Origin of the sequence: Moritella sp. 36 (assembly GCF_018219415.1) — a bacterium.
GTDB lineage: Bacteria > Pseudomonadota > Gammaproteobacteria > Enterobacterales > Moritellaceae > Moritella.
This window is the reverse complement of the sequence record NZ_CP056120.1, coordinates 3,251,728-3,270,417: the sequence shown is the minus strand read 5'-3', so window position 1 is coordinate 3,270,417 and position 18,690 is coordinate 3,251,728. Positions and strand designations below refer to the sequence as shown.

The 18,690-nt window shown below is 39.3% G+C and carries 21 protein-coding genes; 10 read left to right on the top strand and 11 right to left on the bottom strand.

Annotated features, from left to right (window positions below; translation table 11 throughout):
- Positions 1-85: 85 nt before the first annotated feature.
- From HWV03_RS14430 to maoP, 6 genes are all read right to left on the bottom strand, one after another.
- The gene (locus tag HWV03_RS14430) at positions 86-940 is read right to left on the bottom strand and encodes a PfkB family carbohydrate kinase (RefSeq protein WP_211676539.1); all 855 of its coding nucleotides are present in this window, start codon (positions 938-940) and stop codon (positions 86-88) included.
- A 143-nt stretch (positions 941-1,083) separates the two neighbouring features.
- Positions 1,084-1,905 carry an alpha/beta fold hydrolase gene (locus tag HWV03_RS14425; protein ID WP_211676538.1) on the bottom strand — a complete coding sequence of 274 codons (822 nt, stop codon included), beginning with the start codon at positions 1,903-1,905 and terminating at the stop codon, positions 1,084-1,086.
- 158 nt (positions 1,906-2,063) lie between these two features.
- Complete coding sequence (locus HWV03_RS14420) at positions 2,064-4,031, bottom strand: bifunctional 2',3'-cyclic-nucleotide 2'-phosphodiesterase/3'-nucleotidase (RefSeq protein ID WP_211676537.1); 1,968 nt, start codon at positions 4,029-4,031, stop codon at positions 2,064-2,066.
- 176 nt (positions 4,032-4,207) lie between these two features.
- Positions 4,208-4,597 (bottom strand): envelope stress response membrane protein PspC, encoded by a 390-nt coding sequence (pspC, locus tag HWV03_RS14415; RefSeq protein WP_211672190.1) that lies wholly within the window; start codon positions 4,595-4,597, stop codon positions 4,208-4,210.
- Positions 4,594-4,815, bottom strand: a complete 222-nt coding sequence (pspB, locus tag HWV03_RS14410; RefSeq protein WP_211676536.1) for an envelope stress response membrane protein PspB — start codon at positions 4,813-4,815, stop codon at positions 4,594-4,596. Before pspB ends, pspC begins: the two co-directional genes overlap by 4 nt.
- A gap of 194 nt (positions 4,816-5,009) precedes the next feature.
- Positions 5,010-5,387 carry a DUF413 domain-containing protein gene (gene maoP, locus HWV03_RS14405; protein ID WP_211676535.1) on the bottom strand — a complete coding sequence of 126 codons (378 nt, stop codon included), beginning with the start codon at positions 5,385-5,387 and terminating at the stop codon, positions 5,010-5,012.
- A 245-nt stretch (positions 5,388-5,632) separates the two neighbouring features.
- Between maoP and HWV03_RS14400 the strand changes: the two genes are divergently transcribed.
- The 3 genes from HWV03_RS14400 to HWV03_RS14390 all read left to right on the top strand — a co-directional run bounded on the left by HWV03_RS14400 (position 5,633) and on the right by HWV03_RS14390 (position 7,189).
- On the top strand, positions 5,633-5,824 hold the full coding sequence (locus HWV03_RS14400; RefSeq protein WP_211672188.1) for a hypothetical protein: 192 nt from the start codon (positions 5,633-5,635) through the stop codon (positions 5,822-5,824).
- Positions 5,825-6,120: 296 nt separating this feature from the next.
- Positions 6,121-6,573, top strand: a complete 453-nt coding sequence (locus HWV03_RS14395; protein ID WP_211672187.1) for an Hsp20 family protein — start codon at positions 6,121-6,123, stop codon at positions 6,571-6,573.
- Between the two features lie 169 nt (positions 6,574-6,742).
- A complete protein-coding gene (locus tag HWV03_RS14390; RefSeq protein ID WP_211676534.1) occupies positions 6,743-7,189 on the top strand; it encodes an Hsp20 family protein in 447 nt (148 codons plus the stop codon).
- Positions 7,190-7,289: 100 nt separating this feature from the next.
- On the opposite strand, the gene HWV03_RS14385 is transcribed toward HWV03_RS14390, so the two are convergent.
- Entirely contained in the window at positions 7,290-8,135 is an 846-nt protein-coding gene (locus HWV03_RS14385; protein WP_211676533.1) for an alpha/beta fold hydrolase, read from the bottom strand.
- Positions 8,136-8,526: 391 nt separating this feature from the next.
- On the opposite strand from HWV03_RS14385, the gene HWV03_RS14380 reads away from it, so the two are divergent.
- From HWV03_RS14380 to HWV03_RS14370, 3 genes are all read left to right on the top strand, one after another.
- Entirely contained in the window at positions 8,527-9,654 is a 1,128-nt protein-coding gene (locus HWV03_RS14380; RefSeq protein ID WP_211676532.1) for a M14 family metallopeptidase, read from the top strand.
- 211 nt (positions 9,655-9,865) lie between these two features.
- Complete coding sequence (locus HWV03_RS14375; RefSeq protein ID WP_211672183.1) at positions 9,866-10,138, top strand: acylphosphatase; 273 nt, start codon at positions 9,866-9,868, stop codon at positions 10,136-10,138.
- Positions 10,139-10,313: 175 nt separating this feature from the next.
- Positions 10,314-12,044 carry a phosphoethanolamine transferase gene (locus HWV03_RS14370; protein WP_255546834.1) on the top strand — a complete coding sequence of 577 codons (1,731 nt, stop codon included), beginning with the start codon at positions 10,314-10,316 and terminating at the stop codon, positions 12,042-12,044.
- 18 nt (positions 12,045-12,062) lie between these two features.
- Here the strand turns inward: HWV03_RS14370 and HWV03_RS14365 are convergent, their stop codons facing one another.
- Together HWV03_RS14365 and HWV03_RS14360 are read right to left on the bottom strand one after the other, a co-directional pair.
- Positions 12,063-12,362 carry an MGMT family protein gene (locus HWV03_RS14365; protein WP_211676531.1) on the bottom strand — a complete coding sequence of 100 codons (300 nt, stop codon included), beginning with the start codon at positions 12,360-12,362 and terminating at the stop codon, positions 12,063-12,065.
- 5 nt (positions 12,363-12,367) lie between these two features.
- Entirely contained in the window at positions 12,368-13,039 is a 672-nt protein-coding gene (locus HWV03_RS14360) for a methyl-accepting chemotaxis protein (RefSeq protein ID WP_370629433.1), read from the bottom strand.
- Between the two features lie 530 nt (positions 13,040-13,569).
- On the opposite strand from HWV03_RS14360, the gene HWV03_RS14355 reads away from it, so the two are divergent.
- A complete protein-coding gene (locus HWV03_RS14355; RefSeq protein WP_211676529.1) occupies positions 13,570-14,013 on the top strand; it encodes a MarR family winged helix-turn-helix transcriptional regulator in 444 nt (147 codons plus the stop codon).
- Here the strand turns inward: HWV03_RS14355 and HWV03_RS14350 are convergent.
- Positions 14,010-15,110: a transporter substrate-binding domain-containing protein gene (locus tag HWV03_RS14350; RefSeq protein WP_211676528.1), complete on the bottom strand. Its 1,101-nt coding sequence runs from the start codon at positions 15,108-15,110 to the stop codon at positions 14,010-14,012. The two genes, HWV03_RS14355 and HWV03_RS14350, sit on opposite strands and share 4 nt — an antisense overlap.
- An 87-nt stretch (positions 15,111-15,197) precedes the next feature.
- Between HWV03_RS14350 and HWV03_RS14345 the strand changes: the two genes are divergently transcribed.
- On the top strand, positions 15,198-15,965 hold the full coding sequence (locus HWV03_RS14345) for a DUF4377 domain-containing protein (RefSeq protein WP_211676527.1): 768 nt from the start codon (positions 15,198-15,200) through the stop codon (positions 15,963-15,965).
- 72 nt (positions 15,966-16,037) lie between these two features.
- Here the strand turns inward: HWV03_RS14345 and HWV03_RS14340 are convergent, their stop codons facing one another.
- On the bottom strand, positions 16,038-16,382 hold the full coding sequence (locus HWV03_RS14340; protein ID WP_211676526.1) for a PilZ domain-containing protein: 345 nt from the start codon (positions 16,380-16,382) through the stop codon (positions 16,038-16,040).
- Positions 16,383-16,611: 229 nt separating this feature from the next.
- Here HWV03_RS14340 and HWV03_RS14335 point away from each other — a divergent pair, with 229 nt between their 5' ends.
- Positions 16,612-17,283 carry a response regulator transcription factor gene (locus HWV03_RS14335; RefSeq protein WP_211672176.1) on the top strand — a complete coding sequence of 224 codons (672 nt, stop codon included), beginning with the start codon at positions 16,612-16,614 and terminating at the stop codon, positions 17,281-17,283.
- A 56-nt stretch (positions 17,284-17,339) separates the two neighbouring features.
- A complete protein-coding gene (locus HWV03_RS14330; RefSeq protein WP_255546833.1) occupies positions 17,340-18,677 on the top strand; it encodes a HAMP domain-containing sensor histidine kinase in 1,338 nt (445 codons plus the stop codon).
- The last annotated feature ends 13 nt before the right edge of the window (positions 18,678-18,690 follow it).

Here is an 18,690-nt window from a genome sequence, read left to right as displayed (position 1 = left end):
AAAGAATCATAAAAGAAGATGCAAGTGTAAATGGTAGTAATTATCATTTGCACTCGTGGTGTTGTATCTGATTCAGGTAAAAGGCTTATTTGTTTAAATGTTGTTGTAATTCAGTCCCTGGAATGGAACTTGCTGTCGCGACTGCAATTGCAGCCCATTCGGAGCCAGTTATCATAGCTTGTTTTATATCTTGGTTGGTGAGTAAGCTGTGGATTAACCCTGATGCAAATGCATCGCCAGCCCCGGTAGTATCAACGACGTTAGTTGGGATTGCTGCAATTGAAATATGCTGCTGGTGGTGATAAGCGACAGCGCCTTTTTCACCATCAGTTAGAATAAAATAACGTAAGGTTTGGCCTGCGATGGACTGACCATAGCACCATAACTCTTCGCTATTATTCACATCAATACCATGATTAAAGAGGTCTGAACGAGAGGAGATTAAGACGTGGCAAGGGCGTAAACGGTTGTCTTTCGCTAACTGAGCAATCACCAAGGTGTGTTCAAGTGCGGTTTGAGCCCAGAGTTCAGTGCCGACTGCCGATGAGTTAACGTATAGCGCTTGCCAATGTTTAAAATTGGGTGTTGGACCTAGCGTGAAAATGGGGCGTTGTGGACGAATAATAGTGCGTTCACCATCGGGTGTCATGACTAATAATAACTCGGGAGTCTCGAGTTCATTGCGTTGTAATAAGCTGCAATCTAATCCTTGGAGACTGGCTTCTGCTAATAGCCAGTCTGCGGTCTTATCATTGCCAACTTGACTGACTAGGGCGACTTTATGCCCCGCATAAACCAAGCCTAATCCAGTATTGGCACCACCTCCGCCTAATCGACGGCCATGATCAGCATAATAGTGGCGACCACCTGTCGTTAATTGCCTATCCAGTTGTAATACTCGATCACAGTTCAAATTGGCAAGTAATAGGACGTTTGACATAGGTAATAGCCTTGGATTATGTATTGAGGGTAATTGTCTCTTATTCCGCGAAGAAAGAAAATAAAAGATGGGTAGTTGTGATATTAAAATTAGCGATATTACACACAATAATAGATGGTTTTAATTAAAGCGAGGTGGGAGATTCAATCATCAAGGATAATTTGGAGGCATTCTGTGGCATGGCTTGTTACCAAGAAGTGGCTCGCGCCTTGTATTATGTATTTTTTGCTGTTTGCTAATTCACTACTCAGGTGGTTAACGATGGCTTGAGCAACCGGATTTGATGCCGAGCCACAGACTAACCTTGTTGGAATCGTTAATGCGTTTAGTGTTTTTCGATTCTGATGGATGTTCATACACAGTGTCCAGTGTCGGTTGTTATTCGCTGTTAAGGGGACCATGCCGTTTTTAATGAAGTCGGGTAGGGGGCTAAATGCACCTTCACCAGCCCAAAAGTCTATTACTTTTCCACATACATAAGGTTCATTGTTGCTAATGCCTTGACGATAGTCTTGAACAAACGCATCTACACGCGCCATCATTTCTTTATCCTCAACGGACTCGAGTACCCATGTCGATACTGGTTCAAATAGGGTTAACTCTTGTACTTCGACAGAACCTTTGAGTGCTAAGGCTAATGCAACGACACCACCAAAGGAGTGCCCAATAAGATGGATGGGCTGGTTCGTTAATTTTGCGACTACCGATTCAATAATATGAAGTTCTGTATTGATGTTTGGTGCTGAAAAATCATCGGGATCTGGCATTCCACAGTGACCTGGTAATTTAATAGAAATACAATGGTGTGTGCTTGCGAGTTGTTGGACTATTTTCTTCCACGTTGAGGTTGTTGCGTATGAGCCGTGAATAAACACAACTGGACTACCGCTACCTTGTTGCTCATAGTAACAAGGTACTGTAGTGGTGTTTTCGTTATTATTGTTCTTTATTTGATTATTACTCATCTGACGTCCTGTCTTGGTTAATACTGTTTAAGTGTAGCATGCCTATACAATGCGCTTAATAGTGTCACTTTACTGTGATTGTCACCAGTTATAAAAATACCGCAGGCTGGCTGCGGTATTTTTATATCAATGTGGTACCTCAAAACGTTAAGTAAAGATTACTTTTTGTTTTGTAGGTCTAAGCTGTAGATAGCAAAACCAAGTTTATCATCTTTAATATATTGCATTGGGTATTGGCCTTTGTCCTTGATGAACTGTGCAGCTTTGTCACCCGGCGCTGTTTCAAAGGTAATGGTTAGCTTTTTGTCGCTTTGTAATGGCGTGAAGTGCCAGTTGTTATCTGCACTTGGTGTTACTTGGCCTTTCTCTTTACTGACGCGGCTAATGTAATCGGCCAGAATAGTACGGTTTTCATCTGGTGATGCAAATGCAACAAACGCTTCGCCTGTGCCCGCAAATTTACCACTGTAAGCGCGGTAGTTATTAGTCGCTACGATGAAAGGTTGGGCTGGGTTAACGGGCTTTCCTTCGAACGTTAAGTCGGTAATACGATTTGAGCTTGGGTTGATCAGTTTACATTCACCGTCATAACGTGCTGGTTGTGATAAATCGATACCGTATTTCACACCGTCAATTACGTCGTAATTGTATGTGCGGAACTCATTCCAGTTAATTAAGCCTTGTGGCGCTGTGCTGTTTAGATCGATTTGATTGAATTGACCTGCAGCGCATTCTAACCATTCTTTCACTTCTTTACCTGTTACCTTCATAGCGACTAGCGTATTCGGGTAAAGGTAAAGGTCCGCTGCGTTACGGAATGTTAATTGACCAGATTCAACTTCAGTAAAGTTCGTTGGATCGTTACCACGGCCACCCGCTTTAAACGGTGCTGCGGCAGAAAGTACTGGGATGCCTTCTAAATCAGGGTCACCTTGGATAAAGCGTTCCACATAATCTTGCTGGGCAAGATTAACGATTTGGATTGTTGGGTCGTCTTGTACTAGCGCTAAGAAGCTGTACATGACGTCATTTGCTTTACCAATAGGCTGGTTAACAAAATTACGTGTTGCTTTGTGGTCAGCTTGTACTGCAGCAACCATTTTTTTGTCTGCGGCCACTAACGGCTTTTTGGTTAACTTGTCAAAAATAGGACGCGCTTCTGTTTGTGCGTCGGTTACTTTCCAAGAATCACCTTGTTTGTCTAACACCAAGTCCATGATACCGACGTGATCGCCCCAACGACCAGGCATTACAGCTGGGATACCGTTGATTGTGCCTTTTTCGATATCGGCACCTGGTATTTTAGCAAATGTTTTACTTGGGAATACAGCATGTGAATGACCAAATGCAATCGCATCAATACCCGGTACTTGTGTTAGATAGTACACTGAGTTTTCAGCCATTACTTTATACGGGTCAGCTGATACGCCTGAATGCGGGATCGCCAGAATAATATCTGCGCCTTCCGCTTTCATTTGTGGTACAAATCTTTCGGCGGTTTGTTTAATGTCTAACGCTTCAACTTTCCCTTCTAGGTTCTTCTTGTCCCAGATTAAGATTTGCGGTGGTACAAAACCGATATAACCAATCTTAACTTGGTGTTCTACGCCGTCTGTATCTTTAAACGTATTTGTTTTGATGATGTAAGGGGTGAACATGTTTTTACCGGTTTTTAGATCGATAACGTTCGCATTAATATAGGGGAAGTTCGCGTCATTTGTCGCTTCTTGTAAGAACTCTAATCCGTAGTTAAATTCGTGATTACCTAAATTACCGACTTCATAACCAAGCTGGTTCATTGCTTTATACACTGGGTGTACATCGCCAGGTTTAAGGCCTTTATCTGCCATGTAGTCGCCCATTGGACTACCCTGCAATAAATCACCATTATCAACCAGTACACTATTAGTTACTTCAGCGCGGGCTTCTCTTACTAATGTGGCTGTTCGCACAAGACCTATTTTCTCTGTAGGCTTGTTTTTGTAATAGTCATAGTCCATTACATTGGTGTGAATATCCGTCGTTTCTAGAATACGCAGTTTGATGGTTTCAGCATAAGCAGGACCGGCCATAGTAAGCAGGCCACCGAGTACCGCAATAGCCACAGGTTTGATAGATAACGACATGGTTTTCTCCAAATTAATAAAAGAGTAGGTAGAAATAGATACAGAAAGCGCCAAGGTAGCATAAATATACTGAGCTTGGCGCTTTAATGTCGGCAATAGCTTGTTTTATCCCTTTTTTTATTGATTACGTTTAATTTTTTATCAAAGAGTAGGGGATAAAACTGATTTGGTTGTTTTTATTTCTTCTTAAATTCCCGATCCATTTTGAATGAAAAAGAAATAACATAATTTTCCATTTTCTGCAGACCTTGATCAATATCATCGAGCTCTGCGGTAATATTATCCAGCAGTTTTTCTGCTGTATGACCTTGTTGCCATGGTTTCGTTTTCATTGAATGGTTGGCATAAATACTTCGTTGCTGCTGCTTTTCAATCGGCATTTTTTCAAGCAATAACCAGGCAATGATATAAATCAGAATGGCGAGAAAGAAACCTGTGAATAAAAACAAGGATACGAACAGTAATCGCACAAGCCAAACCTCAGCCCCGAAGGAGGCCGCTAAGCCCGCGCACACACCGCCGATCTTGCCATTTTCGGTGTCTCGATATAAGGATTTAGCGTTCATCGGTCTCTCCATTTCGGTGATTCTTCATCTAAAATTTGTTCTAACGAGATAACGCGATCTTGCAATTGCTCGGTACGGCTAATTAATGTCTGTAACTTGTCTTGGTCTTTCTTTGATAACCCTTGATTGCTTTGGCGTTTACTCCGATAGGCTAAAATTAACCACAGTGGTGCGACGAAAACTAAAAATACAGTGAGTGGTACTTGAATAAAATCCATGGAGATTCCTTATTGATGTTAGCGCACAACTAATGATGATTTATTACTGTATTTTATACATAAATAGCTTGTTTGTATTGCTTAAAACCGCAGAAATCACATTTTCTTATTCGACGGACTCTGTCTTCATTATGCTTAAAACTAAAACGCACCTTAATGAAGGTGCGTTTTTAAATATGCGATTTGAAGGTTGATTATGAATCCAGATCTAACTCGTCATAAGTGCTGTCAATTTCTTCTATTGTCGATAGTTCATCCACAAAATAATCCCGACTGGGTTGTTTTGCACTGCGTTTATGTGTCGTGTTACGTAATGAATGGGGATGAGTGATCTTATGGTTGTATTTACGCCAGCATCGCGCAAAATCAGAGGTTAATTCAAATTCACCATCAAGCTCTGCGAGAAAGAAATGTTCGTCAGCGGTGGCGGGTAACAGCTCGCCTTCTTGTAGTCGCTGCATTGTTAAACCGTAATGTTCTAATAATTTTGATTCATCTAAATTAAACGCATTTTGTTGTTGAAAACCAAGTGGAAAATGCACTTCATCTAAAAATATACCCATGCTTCTCATATCGATTACCTTTCGTTAAATTAACCGTGTAACAACAATCGTTAGCAGTATTTATGGCTGCATTGGAATCTTCATACTGTCACAGTTATGTCATATTCAATCTTTATAATTTTAATTACAGACTTTGTTGGTCTCTAAATTAACGGTGGATGTTGACAGTTTAATGACAATGGTAAATTTATTTGTAATCAAGCGTCACAATTTTATTTTTATATTATTAATGAAAGATATAAGCAGGAAATAATATGGCTAAATTAGATCAGAAGTTTAAAAAAAAATCAGCGCAACGTGTTGACGACGACGGCATTATGCCATCAGATCGTAAGGCTCATAAACGTGCTCGACGTGATAGTCGTCAAAAAGATGAGCTGTATGCGTTGATGGATAACGCTTCTGTGTATGAGAACGCATCACACGAAAATAGCATGCAATTTTAATGATAGTAATAATAGAGGTGAAAATATAAGTAATAAATTTAAGATGTTTATTGCTTGTATTTCATTGCCTTATGTTTTTGTTGGAATTAATTAAAGCTTTTTACTTGAAAACAAATCGTGTAATCCACATCTATTAATTAGGCGCTTACGAGGCCTAACGTAAAGTAAACAGCAACTGCCTAACGGAGTATGTTTTTACTTTTTACATATAAACCGGAATAAAAATACATCATGGCTAAGCGCAAAATAATTTGGCTTGGTGACTATGATAATATTGCTCAATGGAGAATATAATTATGCGTACTTTTGACTTCACTCCCCTATACCGTAGTGCAATTGGTTTTGAACGTTTAGCAGCACTTGCTGAAACGGCTGCATCAAACCGCCAATCTGGTAATAACTTTCCTCCGTATAACATCGAACAACTTGATGACAATAACTATCGCATTACGATGGCTGTCGCAGGTTTTGACGAAGCGGAAATCGATATTTCAACCCAAAATAATGAATTATTAGTAAAAGGCACGAAAGAGTCTGTGGCGAAAGAAGACGATCAACGTACTTTCTTACACCGCGGTATTGCTGAACGTAACTTTGAACGTAAATTCGAGCTTGCCGATCATGTTTTTGTCAACGGGGCAGACATGCGAAATGGCTTGTTATATATCGATTTAGAACGCCAGTTACCAGACGCAATGAAACCACGTAAAATAGCCATTAACGGCGCTAAAACCTTATCTGCAGAATAATACTGCACAAACACTGTTATAGATTGGCAGTGTCATTAACCTTATAAATTATATTCGGCTTAGTGGGAATTCTTTCATTAAGCCTGTTCCCCCCAAGTATCTGAAGGGCTTGGGTATATAAGTGCTGCTCAGCAGGCTTATAGCTATCTATTGTTTGAGGAAAATAGAGATGACTACAACGACTACATTTGATTTTGCACCCCTATATCGCCACGCGGTTGGTTTTGATCGCTTTGCTAACATGGCACAAAAATTAGTTGAACAGCAATTAGCATCACAGCGTATGTTAGATGCGAACTATCCACGTTATAACATAACTCACGCAGGTGAGTTAGATTATCAGATTACACTGGCGCTAGCTGGTTTCTCACTCGAAGAGATCGATATTACTGTGACGGCTGATGAGTTGGTTGTTACCGGTAAAAAGCAGCCAGTAGAAGTCACTTCAACATTGTTGCATCAAGGCATTAATCAAGCGGATTTTAGCCGTAAATTTGCACTCGCCGACCATGTACATGTATTGGGTGCTGAAATGGCTAAAGGATTACTGACGATTAATCTACAACGTCAGGTGCCCGAAGCATTGCAACCTCGTAAGGTGACTATTGGCGCTTAAATCTGGCCAGTAAAGTTTTGTTTTAAACACGTTAAGCGCATCAATAATGATGCGCTTTTTGTTTTTTAGGCTAAAGAGGATGGTAAGTTATAATTGAGGATTAAACTAAATTATCAAATGCAGTTAACGTTAAATCACAATTAAGTACTCGGCCATGTCCTTGTCCTTGTGTTGTGACTAAATCGATAGTATTTGCTTCTTTTGCGGCTAATTCTGAGGTGCTGAAATTGGCAAATTTATCATGCTCATCATGTACTATAATGGTTTTTTGCTGACGAGATATGAGTGTTTTATAGGGGTTGATCGTCTCTAGCCTATAGTCATATTGGTTTTCAATTTTTTTTATCATCTCACCAAATAATTTCATTGAATAGCCAGAACTACCAACAGTGTCATATAAGCTTTCAACATAGTTTAATACAGGTGCAATTAATAAGAAGGGTAAGGCTTGTACTTTAGGGTGACGACTCTCTAAGACGATTGTCGATCCAATGCTATGTGCAATGATACCTACAACGTCATCAATATTATCGACGATTTCATCGAATGCTTGTACAAATGCGGGCAGGTGAGCGTGACGCCCTTCACTTTGCCCGTGTGCAGGATGATCGTAGGCCAGCGCAGTAAAACCTTGTTTGGCAATATGCTCCATCAACGGAAAGAATTGACTGGCACTACCAGACCAACCGTGGCTTAAGACCCAAACGGGTCCGTTACCCATTTGATAGGTATTTAGTCGGCCTTCAGATGTCATATGTGTGGATTTTAATAATCCAACCGGATCTTCATTTTTGGATGTACTACGTACGGGGGTTAACAATAAGTTCTGCGCTGTTTTTAACGCATGAGCGGGTGCAATGCTGTGATGTAATCGAGTGCCGATATTGATCATGCTGCGGCGGATTGTGAATTTGTTTCGAGTATTAAAATAAATGCTACTGCTCATCGTAAATTCCTTAAATAACACCTTTAAGCGAACGGTCGTGCTATTTTTTATGTTTGAAACGCGTCAAAACGCGCTTAATATTTATTCTGTATGTATTTAGGATTTTCGCGTTTTTTAGCATGACCGTACTTTTAATGCTAGCGTTGAACTCACTAAGCATTTAATTTATAACTAAGTAGGTATTAAATGTGCAAGGGAGGTGCGATGTTAAATTATTTGGTATATCGGTTTATGACTTATAGATGCCCGTATCTAATTATTTATGCTGACTTCTGTTCTGTATTGGAAATTAAATAAGGTTTTTAGGGTCATTAGTAAACATCTTCTCTACCCAGTGACAGCGGGATCGTTTATGCTTAAGTTAATTTCAAAAATGAATTAAGGAAGTCGTATGCGGATCACCGCTAATTTTGATGCTGGTAATATTGAAGTCATTAATTTAGATGACAAAAATGATGTACAACTTGCAATTCGCCCTGATGTGGGTGAAGAATTTTTCCAATGGTTTAACTTTCGTATTGACGGTGTAGTCGGTGAGCAATACACACTTAATATCCTTAATGCAGGAGAAGCGGCTTACCTAGAAGGCTGGGAAAACTACCAAGCTGTTGCCTCATACGATCGTCAGCACTGGTTCCGTATTCCAACTTTTTATAAAAATGGTAAATTAACTATCATTGCTGAAATGGATTGTGAGTCAATGCAGATTGCTTACTTTGCACCGTACAGCTACGAACGTCATCTAGATCTACTTGCTGCAGTGCAAATGCACCCATTAGTAAGCTTAGAGCATCTTGGTGAAACGATTGATAAGCGTGATTTAACTTTAGTTAAGATTGGCGATGGCGCTGAAGGTAAGCGTAACATCTGGATCACTGCGCGTCAGCATCCAGGTGAAACGATGGCTGAATGGTTAGTTGATGGTTTAATGCATAGCTTACTTGATAGTGATAACCCAACGGGTAAAGCATTATTAGACAAAGCTAACTTCTACATCGTACCAAACATGAATCCAGACGGCAGCGCACGTGGTCATCTACGTACCAATGCATTAGGTGTAAACCTTAACCGTGAATGGTTAAACCCAAGCCTAGAAAAAAGCCCAGAAGTATTCCATACCATTAATAAGATGAAAGAAACTGGCGTTGATTTATTCTATGACGTACACGGTGATGAAGCTCTACCTTTTGTATTCCTTGCGGGTTCACAAGGTACGCCAAGTTATAACGACAGATTAGCGAAACTACGTGACCGTTTCTCTGACGTGTTCAAACTGGCAAGTGCAGATTTCCAATCTGAATTTGGTTATGACGTTGATGCACCAGGTACAGCCAACATGACAGTGGCAACTAACTGGGTAGCAGAAGAGTTTGATTGCCTTGCAAACACTATGGAAATGCCATTTAAAGACAATGATAACTTACCTGATCCTATGATGGGTTGGTCACCAGAGCGTTCTATTAAGCTTGGTGAAGCATCATTAGTGGCTATGCTCGCTGTGGTTGACGATTTACGTTAATCGGCTTTAGTTATTAAAGGCTAAGGCATAAAGCCCGTGCGTACTCGTTGTTTTATAAACAGTATTTACGGGCTTTTTTGTATCTAAAATTCGCGATAGTAAAGATTTTGTGAGGCATATCGGCTTGTTGAATTAATTAACGTGGTCTAAATAGCGAATTTAGACATATACTCCATAAATACTGACCAAATTTGGTAGGGGATATGGGGTTATGTCACAAGAAGGTAACCAGATCATAGTGCATGGTAGAGTACAAATGGTCGGCTTTCGTTATGCAACAGTGGAGCAGGCGCAGCAACTCGGTTTAACCGGGCACGCAATTAACCTGAAAAACGGAGATGTCGAAGTACAGGTCTTTGGCGATAAAACTGAGCGAGATAAGCTTATTTTATGGTTGCGAGAGGGACCGGATGCAGCACAGGTCGATGCATTAGAAATCACCGCTATTGATTATAAAAAATTGCCAAATTTTACTCAGGGCTAATTAATTACCTTCCTTTTGTATGAACTATAAAGCGATTCACCTGCCTGATATGCACATCTCGGTAAGATAAGCAGACTAAACCTGCAGCTTATCGACAAAAATGTACATAAATTATGTTTAAAATAGTTATGTATCAACTCTAATCTAAAATTCAAGGGTCGAAGGAAAGGACCGTGTGCGCTTACTTAACCGCATTTACTTGGTTTATGGTCATCACTGGATAACAATGAAAAATCTACTCACAACAAAGCTAAACGTTTCCTTAACGAATATAACTAGCTGCCTTACTCAATTATGCAAATTTCGTATTAATATCAGTATGACAACGTTTTTATTACTGTATTCTTTTTATTTTGGTTTCGTATTTAATATACCTATTAGCGCACGTTTAATTGATATCACGGAACACACGAACAGTTGGTTATTTGTATATACCGCACCGGTAGTATTAAGTTGCGCCTTTTTTATTATTTTTTCGTTATTTGCAATTCCTTACTTCGCGAAACCATTTTTTATTTTTGTACTTGTATCATCCGCAATTGCTTCTTATGCAACATTAAAATATGGGGTTTTATTTGACTATTCGATGGTTGAAAATGTTATTGAAACTAACACCAGTGAAATGTCTTCCTATATAAATTTATCGTCTATTAGTTACCTATTCTTTATAGGTGTTATTCCAGCCGTATTAATCGCCTTAATACGCTTTAATACCCAAGAAACCTTACTTAAGCGTATTTTAAAACGCTTAATGTTAATTATATCGGCTACTCTCATCATCCTGTTAATTCTCGGCTTTTTTTATAAAGATTATGCTTCGGTAGGTCGTAACAACGCTTACCTGAATAAAATGATTGTGCCTGCGCATATTTTTAATAGTGTTAAATATATAAAGAAAGAAGTGTTTACTGAAAAATTCACTTATAAAACCCAAGGGACAGACGCGACGCAATTACTCGCGAGCAATGGGAAACCAACCCTGATGGTATTAATTGTCGGTGAAACCGCTCGCTCTATGAATATTGGGTATAATGGCTATTCGCGTAATACAAATCCTTATACTGAAGATATGGGCATCATTTCTTTTAAAGATGTCTCATCTTGCGGCACTTCAACCGCACATTCACTACCGTGTATGTTCTCAAACCTAAATCGTAGTAATTATGATAAAAACCGCGCTAACAGCCAAGATGACGTGCTTGATGTATTAAAATATGCCGGTGTAAACGTATTATGGAAAGATAATGATGGTGGTGATAAAGGCGTCGCAAAAAGGCTAACCAAAATTAGCATTGATGCTTCACAGTATCGTGATGTATGTGACAATTCAGTTTGTTATGATGAAATAATGTTGAAATCATTTGATGATGAAGTCGAAGAACTAAAGGGAAACAAGTTAATCGCTATGCACATAATAGGTAGTCATGGGCCTACCTATTGGAAGCGTTATCCGCAACAAAAAGAATTATTTACTCCATCATGTAACCAAAGTGATATTGAAAATTGTTCTGACGACGAAATTGTCAATACTTATGACAACACGCTCGCTTATACTGATTATGTAATTGCCGAAACAATTAAAAAATTACAAAGTTATGCAAACGATTATAACGTTGCCTTGATGTATATGTCTGACCATGGTGAGTCACTGGGTGAGAACGGCTTATACTTGCATGGCACGCCTTATTCTTTCGCTCCTATAGAACAAACACAAGTGCCTTTATTTATGTGGATACCTCAGCAATATGCCGATGCCAAAGGTATTAATAAAAACTGCTTGATAGAAAAAGCACAAGCCGGGACTTTTTCTCACGATAACCTATTTCATACGCTACTCGGATTTTACGGTGTTGAAAGTAGTGTAATAAACCAAGATTTAGATATTACTGCGAGTTGTCGTTTGTAACTAGACCCCTACATTCCCCTACAAAACTCTGTATTTCTTTAGTGAAATAGTGCCGTGCGCAGAGAGGGGAATACCTTCAGCGGCAAGCTGTTGTCTTTGATAATCACCACGGCTACCTTGCAGTGATATTTTGCCTTGGCTATTTACAATACGATGCCAAGGCAGCTTGCTGTCGGTTGGTAAGCGACTAAGCACTTTACCAACCTGGCGTGCGTGACTTGGCATGCCCGCTAACTTAGCGATATCGCCATAGGTGGCAACCTTACCTGCAGGTACTTGATACACCAGAGCAAATACTTGCAAATCAAAATTATTCATATTAATTAAAAACGCAGTTTGGTCACCAGTTGCTCACCTAAATTAACATTACTTGATGAGCCGTTAAGGGCATCTTTAGTGTCACTAATTAATGCTTCCATACCGGTTGTAATACTGTGTGAATGACTTAACTGTTGCTGTACTTGACTAATGGTTTGTTCTACTAAGCTCGAACTTGAATGAGCTTGAGATACGAGCTCTTGCAAACTTTGCATTGTCACTGTCGCGATATCAACACTGTCATCAATAATATTTGTTACCTGTTTTTGTTTATCAATGATCGCCGCTGAAATATCCATGATTTTTTTCATTTCACCTTGGATCTGGTCTGCAGATTGGTTTGCTGTATTCGCAAGTGCGCGTACTTCATCGGCCACCACGGCAAATCCACGACCATGTTCACCTGCTCGTGCCGCTTCAATTGCCGCATTTAGCGCAAGTAGGTTGGTTTGGTCGGCAATGCCTTTAATAGAGTCAACTAATTGACCAATGTTTTTATTGTTCTCGTCTAGGTTAGCGAGCAGTACGGTAAACTCAGCAATGTATTGTGCAGAGTTTGTGATGTTACCTGTCAATTCTTCAAGCTGTTGAATACCAGTCTGAGAGATATTTGCGGTACTTTGTGCAGAATTGAACGAATCATTTGAAAGGTTTTCTATACCCTTCGACTGTTCCATAAACCCTTGAATTAAACCGAAGTTTTTCTCGACGTTGTTAAGTCTGTGTGCCGAGGATTGATTGACTTTGTGTGCATTTTGAGTGATTTCTTGGGCAATAGATAATAGGCCACTACTTTGTAGTTGGTCTAAAAGTTGTGCTTTACTTTGCAGTGCCGCTAAGTCTGTTTCTGAGATAAGAACTTGTCCAAGAGGGACTTTATTAGTGTTAAAAAAATTAAACATAGCTTAGATCTGCCTTTTTTAGTCGTTTATAATTTATAGCGGCAAAATAGATCCCGCTGAATATTATTAAGCAATAATTAGACCGTAAATTGTAATAAGAGATAATTTATTTTTCTTCTTATTCATTATATAGTTATTCTTTATCCTTGAGATGACTGTTTGACTATAGTTAAATAGTCGTCTTTTTGTATTATCGGCATCAGCTGCGATTTACTTAATCATTCTTGTTATATTTTTTAAAACGGGTCGACATTTATAAAAAGTTAAGTATATTGTGCGCAAGGCAGTTAAGAGAGGTTACCCTGATGTCAGAAACGAATGAAGAGACGATATTGCACTTAGATAATCAGGTTTGTTTTGCCTTATACAGTGCGACGAATGCGATGGTTCGTGCATATCGACCAATGTTAAAAACACTCGATCTTACTTACCCACAGTATTTAGCTATGTTGGTTTTTTGGCAGCAAGATAAAATTAGTGTGAAGGTATTAGGTGAACAGTTACACCTTGATTCCGGTACGTTAACACCCTTGTTAAAGCGCTTAGAGTTGAAAGGGCTTATTCGTCGAGAGCGAAGTAAAGAAGATGAGCGTGCTCGTATACTGTGTCTAACAGATGTTGGCTTAGCCTTAAAGGAACAAGCAAAAGATATTCCTATCAATATGTTTTGTCAGGCTGGCTTACCAAAAGAAGAGTTGCTGATGATGAAGGCGAGCTGCGAAGCATTGTTAGGTAATTTAACTGATTAATGTTCGGCGAAGTATTGATTAAGGGCTTGTTGCCATTCAGGGCTTTGACGAATATTGAGTAGTGCTCGGTTTAATTGCTCGGTGTAAGGGCTATTGTCTTTAATGGCCAAACCATAATTTTGTTTTTCGAATTGATAAGGCAATACTGATATTTGTTGATAACGTCCTTGTTGTTTTTCTTGTTTTAGCTTGTACTTTAAAACCGCATTATCATCAACGATAGCGTCAATTTTTCCGTCATTAAGTGCAATTAGCATATCATCAAGGTTCGTAAACGTTTGATGTATTATTCCTAAACTATCAAGATAAATAGAAGACGTGGTCGAGACTGTGGCCCCGACATTCAGCTTGATTAGATCATATGGACTTTTTATATCAGTATTGAGTAACCCCAAGGTGAAGGTACTGGCTAGCATAGCGGTAATGCTGGCAATAAATAAGGTGGATGCGATGGCTAAAAATACCGTCAATACTCGCCCACTCAAGGTTTTAAATTCAAAATAGTTGAAAGGACCTTTGGTGATGAATAGGAGGCCAAGAATAAAGGCTTCTAATAATTGTGCTCTTGCTGATGGCATTGAATACAATTTATGATTAACTTTATGTTCGAGTAGGTAAAATATCCAGCCGATAAGCCCTGCACATATGAGGATAATACCAATAGCAAATAATAATGTAGTATTGGTGATGATATCGACAAAAGAAGCGAGATAGCCTTTTTGTTTTACTGCAATGGCTAGGTGTGTCTCATAAAATGAGTGTGAAAAATCCATGAGTAGTTCACGCTCCGGCGTAATAGTAATACAGGATATTCCCACTTCTACATTGCCATTTTCAACGGCACTTAATAACCCTTTTAAAGTGTAATCTCGCATCTCATATTGTAGGTCGATACTATCGGCTACACGTTGCCACAATAAGATGCTCAGTCCTGTGCTGGTGGATTGTGGACTACCATTTGGATGTAAGCTCATGACAAAAGGCGGGCAGTGATAACTTCCAACGTTAATGACTGAACTACTATGGCTATACGATGCCATACTGTATAAATAGCAAAAAACGCACAGTTTTATGAGCGGGTGCGAGAATGGATGCATAACAATCCTCAGAGCTTGGTCAATGAGTTAAAGTCAGTTGTTATCTACCTATCAAGTCTAGTGGAAAACGGAAAAAGGTTAATTAATATGAAATTTAAATTGCCAGTATCGTTATTATTAACGGGAATATTAAGCGGTTCACTCATTGGGTGTTCGAGTTCAAGTGATAACGGTACGAACGGTGTTGCTGAAAATAGCGATGTAACGACGAATGAAATGTATTGGGTTGCCCCTGAACGCATCGCTTGTCAGGGTATTGTGCCTATGCAGTGCTTGGTGGTCAATCAAGTGATTGATGGCAAGGTCAGTGAGTGGCAGTTATTTTATAACGATATTGCTGGTTTTGAATTTGTACCTGGGTCTTTTTATCAGTTGTCTGTGGCTAAGTCAGAAGTGGCAAACCCGGCTGCTGACGCGTCAAGTTCATCGTATACATTGATATCCGAGGTAGATAAAACACCACGTCATTATGCACCCCATACAATGTTAACTGAAAATAGAAAGTGGAACCTTAAACAACTTGTTGGCTTAGGTAACGTAAATCCAGTAACGCTTGAGCAACCCGCTAATATTACTATTTCTGGTGATCGTTTGTCTGGCTTCTCAGGCTGTAATAATATGTTTGGTCAGGTACAGTATTTATTTGAAGATGAAAAATTGCAGAATACCTTATTAAAATTAGGGCCTGTCGGTTCAACGCTTATGGCTTGTGCAGATCCAAATGCGAATGCTGTAGAGCAGAAATTACAGCAAGCACTTGGTGTTGTGAACGCCATTCAAGTGCAATGGCCATTTTTAAATATGTATCAAAATGATGAATTGATGATCCAGTTTGTTGCCGAAGATTGGGATTAATCGAAACTAAAAACCTCACGTGTTTACGGTAAGAAGCACGTGAGGTTTATTATTGTCTTATATTGGCGAATATTAAGCCATATTAAGCGCGATGCGTTCTATTAATTTCATTTCTCTGCTGAATTTAATCGCAAGTAAATCTTGCTCTGGATCCCACCTCACTATTGTTGTTTTGATTACTTCCGTAAAATAGTTATCAAACTCCATGATTAAGTTTTCATCTACAGTAAATTTCCTTTTTGTTTTTACTTTTGCCAGTAATCCCGATTGCGATATGTTACGAACTTCAATGGGGATTTTAAAGAAATCAAATAGCCCTAGCTTACTCACATACAAGACTGGAAACTGTTCCCAATTGCTAAAGCGTGTGTGTCCACGGCTAATTTTTATCGATTGGTCTTTTTTTACACTAAGCATTGCATATCCATATTTTTATGTATATTTGCAAACTAGCAAACGTCTGTAGCTGCCCCCTTCAAATCTAGTTTAAAATTAATGAAATAGCCTGATAAATTATAGGAAAAAAGCAATAATATGTTTTTTATGCTGTTGATTTTCATCAAGCCTAGTTGAATGTGTGTTGTACTTCAGTCTTTTCTTCATTAAAATACTAATACGAATTGTTATTATTAAGGTGTTTTTAACTGTGTCGCAAATTCTCATCGTAGATGATGATATACAACTGTGTGAATTACTCACTGAAGTTTTAATGGAAGATGGTTATCAGGTGCACAGTGTGCATTGTGGTGAAACTGCACTAGATTACATACAGTCTCACCCTGTTGACCTCGTATTACTCGATGTCATGCTTCCCAATATTAATGGTTTGCAAGTGGCAAGACGTATCTGCCAGCGCTTTGCGACACCTATTCTAATGTTGACTGCATTGGCGGATGAAACGGCAATGCTTGATTGTTTACAAGCCGGTGCGGATCAATATATTGCGAAACCTTATCATGTACCTGAGTTATTAACGCGTATTCAAGTGATGTTACGTCGTGTTGGTTTAGAAAAGCAAAGGCAAAACCTAGGTGGTGAAAGTTCAATCCTCACACAGCTATCACGTCTATCACTGACTGGTACAGAAGCTGAATTACTTGAGTACCTGGTGTCACGTCATGAAATTGTGGTATCGAAAGGTGAATTGCAAAAACAAGTATTAAAGAAAGATTTATGCCCATTTGATCGTAATTTGGATATGCACATTAGTAATATTCGCCGCAAAATGGTGCAATCAGGTCTGTCTAAATTACATATTAAAACGGTACGCGGCAAAGGTTATAGTTTTTTTGAACACGTCGGCAGTATAGCGATATGAGTCTCGGGTGTGTTAAAACGGCAAGGCGATTGTTTTTTTTAGGTGATAGTCAAGGATTGGCATTTCGATTATTTAGCTATTTTGCGATTACCCTTGTCTTAATTCTTAGTCTACAGAGTATCGCTGAAATGGCTTTGGTGCGAGTGTTATTGCATCTGCCCGCTAATGTTAAAGTGGAGATGTTGGATCTTGCGCAGCAAGCTGATGCATTACTTGATAATAAAGACAGTGAAGGGAATGTCGATAGAGCTAAATTAGCGGAGTGGGAAGAAGCGCAATCAAGTTATTTATTTGTACTCGACGATAACCTTGAAGAAGTGAGTACGCGGGTCATGCACCCACACTTTAAGTTCAAATTACGTTACATTCGTCCGCTCGATACAATTTTAGAGAACAAAGTTAATAAGCCCGTTATTTCGTTACCCTTGCGGCCAGGCTATCAGTTAATCGTTCAGTTTTCCGATAAGCAACATCCGGCACATTACTTCCCTTATTATTTTGCGGCCATCCAATTTATCATTACTAGTATATTGCTGGTTATATTTTCATTATTACTCGCGCGGCATTTACAACAACCGTTACATCGTTTAAAAGCGGCGAGTCGCGGCCTTGCTGAAGGAGATTTTAGCATTCGGGCATCCCATAAAGTGGGCAATAGCGTGACCGAGTTTAATCAGCTTGCACAAGATCTGGATGATATGGCTGAGCATATTAATCATTTAATTGGTAAGCAGAAAAAGCTCATTACCGACGTCTCGCATGAATTAAGAACGCCACTTGCAAGGCATAGTTTGATCTTGCATTTATTACGGAAACGTTGTCCTGATGAGGTCGGTGATTTATTAGATAAACTGGATAATGAATCTGCTGAAATGAATAATCTTGTCAGTGAGATTCTGGAGTTTAGTCGCTTAGGGCATGAAAACGTATCGGTTAACTTGGTGCCAACACAGCTTGAATCCTTGTGTCAGATCCAGGTGATGCAGAATGAAATGGATTTAAAACCACAACAATCACTGCAAGTCGAGCTGGATAATACGACACCTATGGTTCTTGCTGATAGTCGTCTATGTTTAAGAGCGATAAAAAATGTGCTTGATAATGCGATTAAGTATGCGGGGGATAATGCTGCTATCGTATTAACGGTTAGCCAACAAGGTCAATATGTAGAGGTTGTTATCGCTGACGATGGCATAGGTATACCGGCACAGCAACTATGCCGTGTTTTTGATCCGTTTGTACGTATTGAACAAGCAAGAAATAAACAGTCTGGTGGTTACGGACTTGGACTTGCGATTGTAAAGGAAGCAATGCTTATCATGCGCGGTGAAGCCATTGCGGAACTAAATGTAAATAATGGCGTCACGGTGAAATTACGTTTCCCTATCCAATAATAGCTATTAATCA

Bases quoted from the DNA above. Each gene is read 5' to 3' on its own strand.
- HWV03_RS14430 (WP_211676539.1), bottom strand. From the start codon at position 940: ATGTCAAACGTCCTATTACTTGCCAATTTGAACTGTGATCGAGTATTA.
- HWV03_RS14425 (WP_211676538.1), bottom strand. From the start codon at position 1,905: ATGAGTAATAATCAAATAAAGAACAATAATAACGAAAACACCACTACA.
- HWV03_RS14420 (WP_211676537.1), bottom strand. From the start codon at position 4,031: ATGTCGTTATCTATCAAACCTGTGGCTATTGCGGTACTCGGTGGCCTG.
- pspC (WP_211672190.1), bottom strand. From the start codon at position 4,597: ATGAACGCTAAATCCTTATATCGAGACACCGAAAATGGCAAGATCGGC.
- pspB (WP_211676536.1), bottom strand. From the start codon at position 4,815: ATGGATTTTATTCAAGTACCACTCACTGTATTTTTAGTTTTCGTCGCA.
- maoP (WP_211676535.1), bottom strand. From the start codon at position 5,387: ATGAGAAGCATGGGTATATTTTTAGATGAAGTGCATTTTCCACTTGGT.
- HWV03_RS14400 (WP_211672188.1), top strand. From the start codon at position 5,633: ATGGCTAAATTAGATCAGAAGTTTAAAAAAAAATCAGCGCAACGTGTT.
- HWV03_RS14395 (WP_211672187.1), top strand. From the start codon at position 6,121: ATGCGTACTTTTGACTTCACTCCCCTATACCGTAGTGCAATTGGTTTT.
- HWV03_RS14390 (WP_211676534.1), top strand. From the start codon at position 6,743: ATGACTACAACGACTACATTTGATTTTGCACCCCTATATCGCCACGCG.
- HWV03_RS14385 (WP_211676533.1), bottom strand. From the start codon at position 8,135: ATGAGCAGTAGCATTTATTTTAATACTCGAAACAAATTCACAATCCGC.
- HWV03_RS14380 (WP_211676532.1), top strand. From the start codon at position 8,527: ATGCGGATCACCGCTAATTTTGATGCTGGTAATATTGAAGTCATTAAT.
- HWV03_RS14375 (WP_211672183.1), top strand. From the start codon at position 9,866: ATGTCACAAGAAGGTAACCAGATCATAGTGCATGGTAGAGTACAAATG.
- HWV03_RS14365 (WP_211676531.1), bottom strand. From the start codon at position 12,362: ATGAATAATTTTGATTTGCAAGTATTTGCTCTGGTGTATCAAGTACCT.
- HWV03_RS14360 (WP_370629433.1), bottom strand. From the start codon at position 13,039: ATGGAACAGTCGAAGGGTATAGAAAACCTTTCAAATGATTCGTTCAAT.
- HWV03_RS14355 (WP_211676529.1), top strand. From the start codon at position 13,570: ATGTCAGAAACGAATGAAGAGACGATATTGCACTTAGATAATCAGGTT.
- HWV03_RS14350 (WP_211676528.1), bottom strand. From the start codon at position 15,110: ATGCATCCATTCTCGCACCCGCTCATAAAACTGTGCGTTTTTTGCTAT.
- HWV03_RS14345 (WP_211676527.1), top strand. From the start codon at position 15,198: ATGAAATTTAAATTGCCAGTATCGTTATTATTAACGGGAATATTAAGC.
- HWV03_RS14340 (WP_211676526.1), bottom strand. From the start codon at position 16,382: ATGCTTAGTGTAAAAAAAGACCAATCGATAAAAATTAGCCGTGGACAC.